This is a genomic window from Gaiella sp. (assembly GCF_035558935.1).
Classification (GTDB): Bacteria; Actinomycetota; Thermoleophilia; order Gaiellales; family Gaiellaceae; genus Gaiella.
The window spans coordinates 1-5,135 of sequence record NZ_DATMBZ010000037.1 but is presented as its reverse complement, the minus strand read 5'-3'; the positions used below and the strand labels follow the sequence as shown (position 1 = coordinate 5,135).

Genomic DNA, 5,135 nt, shown 5'->3' with positions numbered 1-5,135 from the left:
GCCGCTCAGATGCGCGTCAGGTGCTCGCCGAGCTCCGAGCTGAGCGAGCGGGACGTCGTGCCCTCCCGCGGCGCGACGAAGATCGTGTTGTCGCCGGCGATCGTGCCGGCGATACCCGGGTGGCCGCCCTCGTCGATCGCCTGCGCGAGCGCGCTCGCGTAGCCCGAAGGCGTCGTCAGGACGACGAGCGGCCCCGCGTGCTCGACGCGCGTCGCGTAGCGACGGATCGCGACGCCGATCGCGCGGAACCGGTCGGCGTCGTCGGCGCCGGGCGCCGCGTACACGAGGCGGCCCGACGGGGCGCGCACCTTCGTCAGCCCGAGCTCGTGTACGTCGCGCGAGATCGTCGTCTGCACGACGTCGTGGCCCTCCTCGCGCAGCGCGTCGACGAGCTCGGACTGCGTCGAGATCGCGCGGTCGCGAACGAGGCGGAGGATCGCCTGCCGGCGGATCGAGTTGCTCATGCGAGCACCTCCCGAAGCACGCCGAGCGCCTCGTCGACCTCCTCGGCAGTGACGACGAGCGGCGGCAGGAGCCGTAGGACGTCGGGGCCCGCAGTGAGGACGAGCAGCCCGCGCTCGCGGCAGGCGTCCACGACCTCGCCCGCGTCGCGGTCGAGCACCGCCGCGAGGAGAAGGCCGCGTCCGCGAACACCGAGAACGCCGGGAAGCGTCGCGAGGCCGGCGTCGAGCTGCGATCCGCGCGCCGTGACGTTCTCCAGGACCGCGTCGTCGATCGCCTCTACCACCGCGCATGCGGCAGCCGCGGCCACGGGGTTCCCGCCGAAGGTCGAGCCGTGATCCCCCGGTCCGATCGCGTCGGCGACGCCCTCGCGCACGAGGAGCGCGCCGATCGGCAGCCCGTTGCCGAGGCCCTTCGCCAGCGTGACGAGGTCGGGCTCGATGCCGAGCTGCTCGAAGGCGAAGAACGTTCCGGTGCGGCCAAGGCCGGCCTGCACCTCGTCGACCGTGAGCAGCGCTCCGACCTCGTGGGCGATCTCCGCCGCGGCCCGGACGAAGCTCTCGTCGAGCGGCTGCACGCCTCCCTCACCCAGCACGGGCTCGAGGATGATCGTGGCGAGCTCGCCGCCCGGAGAGACGGCAGCCTCGAGCGACTCGACGTCGTTGGGGCGCGCGAACGAGACGCCCGGGACGAGCGGGCCGAACCCCTCCCACTTGCCGGGCTGGCCGGTCGCCGACAATGCCCCGAGCGTGCGGCCGTGGAAGCCGCCCTCGAGGGCGACGATTCGCGCACGTCCGGTCGCCTTGCGGGCGACCTTGAGCGCCGCCTCGTTCGCCTCCGCACCCGAGTTGCAGAAGAACGCCTGCGCGCCTCCGAACCGGTCCGAGAGGAGCGCCGCGAGGCGGAGCATCGGCTCGGTCCAGTAGAGGTTCGACGCATGCCAGAGCTCGTCGAGCTGGGCGTGCGCCGCGGCTGTGACGGCAGGGTGACGATGGCCGAGCCCGACCACGGCGATGCCCGCTCCGAAGTCGAGGTACGAGCGGCCGGCGTCGTCCCAGAGGCGGCAGCCCTCCCCGCGGACGAACGTGACGTCGGCCCGCGCGTAGGTCGGCAGGACGGCTTCGCGAGCGGCAAGTGACACCGTGTCACTTGCGCGGCTCACGCCGGGACCTCCGTCGAGCCGATCGAGGCGCGCACGCCGCCGCGGGCGGCCTGCACCGCCGCCATGAGCTTCGGGACGATGCCGCCCTCGAACCTGCCCTCGGCGAGCCCGGCCTCGGCTTCGTCCGCCGGCAGCACGCTCGCAAGCTCGCCGTCGAGGAGCACGCCGGGGACGTCGGTGACGAACAGGATCCGCTCGGCGCCGAGGCCGACGGCCAGCGCCGCCGCAGCCTCGTCCGCGTTGACGTTGAGCGGGCCGGCGGCGAGCGGCGCCACGACGGGCACCCGGCCGGCCGCCAGTGCCTCGACGATGGCAGGCGGCGCCGAGGGCACCGGCTCGCCGACGAGGCCGAGCTCCCGCACGTGGTGCGCGCGCAGGCCGATCTCGTCGCCGAAGAGGCCGACCGCGTCGTCGCCGATGACTCTGCAGACCTCCTCGTTCACGGCCGTGAGCCCCTCGCGGACCACCTCGAGCACCTCCGAAGTCGTCACCCGCCGTCCCGCGACGAAGGTTGGTGAGATCCCACGCAGCTCCATCCCGGCCGTGATCTGCGGCCCCGCACCGTGGACGATCACGACCGGGCCGTCGACTTCGGCCAGCGCGCCGCGGACCGCATCGGCGGCCACACGACCGCCCAGCTTGAGGACGACCGTCACGTCGTGTACTCCGCGTTCAGCTTGACGTAGTCGTACGAGAGGTCGGATGCGAGGTAGGCCGCGTCGCCGTCGCCGAGCCCGAGGTCGAGCTCGATCCGGCAAGCGGAGCCGCCGAGCTCCGGCACGAGTCCCGTCGGAGCTCCGTCCGAGAAGACCGGTGTCCCGTCGAAGGAGACCGAGAGCCGCTCGGGGTCGAGGTGCGCAAAGCCGCCGTTCGCCGGCGCCGATCCAGCCGCCGCGAGCACGCGCCCCCAGTTCGGGTCGCGCCCGAAAGCCGCCGTCTTCACGAGCGGGGACGTCGCGACCCGCAGGGCGATCGCGCGCGCTTCCTCGTGCGAGGAAGCGCTGGACACGACGATCTCGAGGACCACGGTCGCGCCTTCACCGTCGGCGACGATCTGACGAGCCAGATCGGAGCAGACCGTTGCCAGAGACGCTGCGAACCGCTCGTCCAGTTCCGGGTCGCGTGCGACTCCGGACGCGCCGTTTGCGAGCAGCACGACCGCGTCGTTCGTCGAGCAGTCGCCGTCGACCGAGATCCGATTGAACGACCGCTCGACGGCCGGGCGCAGGAAGCGGTCGGCCTCCCCGGGCGCGAGAGGGTAGTCGGTCGTCACGATCGCGAGCATCGTGGCGAGGCAGGGGTGGATCATCCCGGCCCCCTTGGCCATCCCGCCCACCGTGAAGCCTTCTTCCTCGACGACCGCGGTCTTCGCTCCGGCGTCGGTGGTCAGGATCGCCTGCGCGGCGGCCTCGCCGCCGTGGGCCGAGAGCGTCTCGGCGGCGGCGTCCACCCCGGCGAGCAGCGACGCCATCGGGAGACGCGGGCCGATGACTCCGGTCGAGAGAACGACGACCTCTTCGGGCCGGAGCCCGAGGCGTCCTGCGACTCGCTCGGCGGTCGCGCGGGCGTCGTCCTCTCCGGCGGTCCCGGTCGCCGCGTTCGCGACGCCTGCGTTCACGACCACGGCCTGCGGCTCGGCGAGCTCGAGATGCCGCCGAGAGACGACGACCGGCGCAGCCTGCACCCGGTTGAGCGTCCACATCGCGCAGCCGACCGCCGGCGAAGCCGAGCGGAGGAGCGCGACGTCGGGCTTCCCGGAGGGACGGATCCCCGCGGCGACGCCGGCCGCGACGAATCCCCGAGCCGCGGTGACGGACATCAGACGAGTACCCCGGATAGCCTCAGCCCGGCCGTCTCGGCCAGCCCGAACAGCGCGTTGACGTTCTGTACCGCCTGTCCCGCGGCGCCCTTGCCGAGGTTGTCGATCGCGCAGATCACCATCGTGCGGTCGGTGTGGCGGTCGGAGAAGACGCCGATCTCGGCCCCGTCCGTGTGCTGGACGCGCGCGAGCTCGGGGGCGACGCCGTCCGGCAGGACGGTCACGACAGGGCTCGACGCGTAGCGCTCCTCGAGCAGCGCGCGCAGATCGGCGCCGGTCGAGCGGACGTTGCAGGTCGCCAGGAGCCCCCGGCGGACAGGAAGCAGGTGTGGCGTGAAGGAGACGGGAAAGCCGAGCAGCTGCGCGATCTCCGCCACGTGCTGGTGCGTGCCGACCTTGTACGGCGAGACGTTGTCGAGCACGAAGCCCGCGTGCGTCGACGCCTTGGGCGACCGGCCCGCTCCGGTCATTCCGGACATCGCGTCGACGACCACGCTCTCGCGCTCGATCGCGTCGGCGATCGGCGCCAGCGCGAGGAGCACGGCGGTCGCGTAGCAACCGGGGTTCGCGATCAGCCGTCCTTCGGGCGGCGTCAGCTCGGGCAGGCCGTACGACCACGAGCCGAGCTCCTCCGGGCGAGGATGCGTGAAGCCGTACCACTCCTCGTACTGGGTGGGATCCTGGAGACGATGGGCGCCGGAGAGGTCGACGACGATGCCGCGGGCCGGCGGCTCGAGGCCGGCGGCCTCCTCGTGTGAGAGGCAGAGGAACGTGACGTCCGCCTCGCAGGCGAGCGCCGCGGCGTTCGTGATCAGGCGCGGGACGCGCTTGCCGCCGTTGCGGTTCAGCCGCGGGTCGAGCGCCGTCGCGTCCTGCCCGGCGAGCGAGTCGGACCCGACCGCGTAGAGCTCGAGATCCGGATGGCGCAGGACGCGGTCGAGCGTCTCCTGTCCCGTGTAGCCGGCCGAGCCGACGATGCTGACGTACGGCATTCGCATAGTATGCACGAAGCCTCGATTTATGCGTCAGGCGCTGAGACGGCCCTGCTCCGCCGATTCGCGCTCCGCGAGCTCGCTGCGCGGCGCGAGCCGCCTGAACCGCTCGACGGCACGCTCCGGATCGGCGAGGAGGGGGCGTGCCCGAGCAGAGCTCGTGAGCCGCTCGTGGCGCTCGAGCAACGCGATCAGCCTCTCGCCTTCGTGGCGCTCGAGCGGCACGAGTGCGACGAGGTCGCCGTTCACGAGGCGTTCGTCCGGCTCGAGCAGGAACGCCTCGCCGCCCGTCATGCCCGCGCCGAGGTTGCGACCGTGTGGCCCGAGGACGACGACCGTGCCGCGTGTCATGTACTCGCAGCCGTGGTCGCCCACGCCCTCGACCACCGCGACGGCGCCCGAGTTGCGAACGGCGAACCGCTCGCCCGCGGAGCCGGCGCAGTACAGCTCGCCGCCCGTCGCCCCGTAGAGCGCGGTGTTGCCGACGAGGCACGGGTCGCCGGCGTCGTCCGCAAAGGGCGAGACGACGATGCGGCCGCCCGACATCGCCTTGCCGACATAGTCGTTCGCCTCCCCGACGAGCCGCAGCTCGACACCGGCCGTGAGGAACGCGCCGAAGCTCTGACCCGCCGAGCCTTCGAAGCGCGCGCGCACCCGGCCGGCGGGCGGCGCATCCCCGACCGCCTTCGCGATCGCGCCG

General features: G+C 72.9%; 5 protein-coding genes and 1 pseudogene. All 6 read right to left on the bottom strand.

Features of this window, described 5'->3' with window-relative positions:
- Nucleotides 1-5: 5 nt before the first annotated feature.
- Nucleotides 6-464: a hypothetical protein gene (locus VNM44_RS04015; RefSeq protein ID WP_325622884.1), complete on the bottom strand. Its 459-nt coding sequence runs from the start codon at nucleotides 462-464 to the stop codon at nucleotides 6-8.
- Entirely contained in the window at nucleotides 461-1,624 is a 1,164-nt protein-coding gene (locus VNM44_RS04010; RefSeq protein WP_325622882.1) for an acetylornithine/succinylornithine family transaminase, read from the bottom strand. Before VNM44_RS04010 ends, VNM44_RS04015 begins: the two co-directional genes overlap by 4 nt.
- Entirely contained in the window at nucleotides 1,621-2,280 is a 660-nt protein-coding gene (locus tag VNM44_RS04005; protein WP_325622880.1) for a hypothetical protein, read from the bottom strand. Before VNM44_RS04005 ends, VNM44_RS04010 begins: the two co-directional genes overlap by 4 nt.
- Nucleotides 2,277-3,443 carry a bifunctional glutamate N-acetyltransferase/amino-acid acetyltransferase ArgJ gene (gene argJ, locus VNM44_RS04000; RefSeq protein ID WP_325622878.1) on the bottom strand — a complete coding sequence of 389 codons (1,167 nt, stop codon included), beginning with the start codon at nucleotides 3,441-3,443 and terminating at the stop codon, nucleotides 2,277-2,279. Before argJ ends, VNM44_RS04005 begins: the two co-directional genes overlap by 4 nt.
- Nucleotides 3,443-4,435 (bottom strand): N-acetyl-gamma-glutamyl-phosphate reductase, encoded by a 993-nt coding sequence (gene argC / locus VNM44_RS03995; RefSeq protein ID WP_325622876.1) that lies wholly within the window; start codon nucleotides 4,433-4,435, stop codon nucleotides 3,443-3,445. The genes argJ and argC overlap by 1 nt, the downstream gene beginning before the upstream one ends.
- 33 nt (nucleotides 4,436-4,468) lie before the next feature.
- Nucleotides 4,469-5,135 (bottom strand): annotated as a pseudogene (locus VNM44_RS03990) (glutamate synthase subunit alpha); the annotation flags it as partial.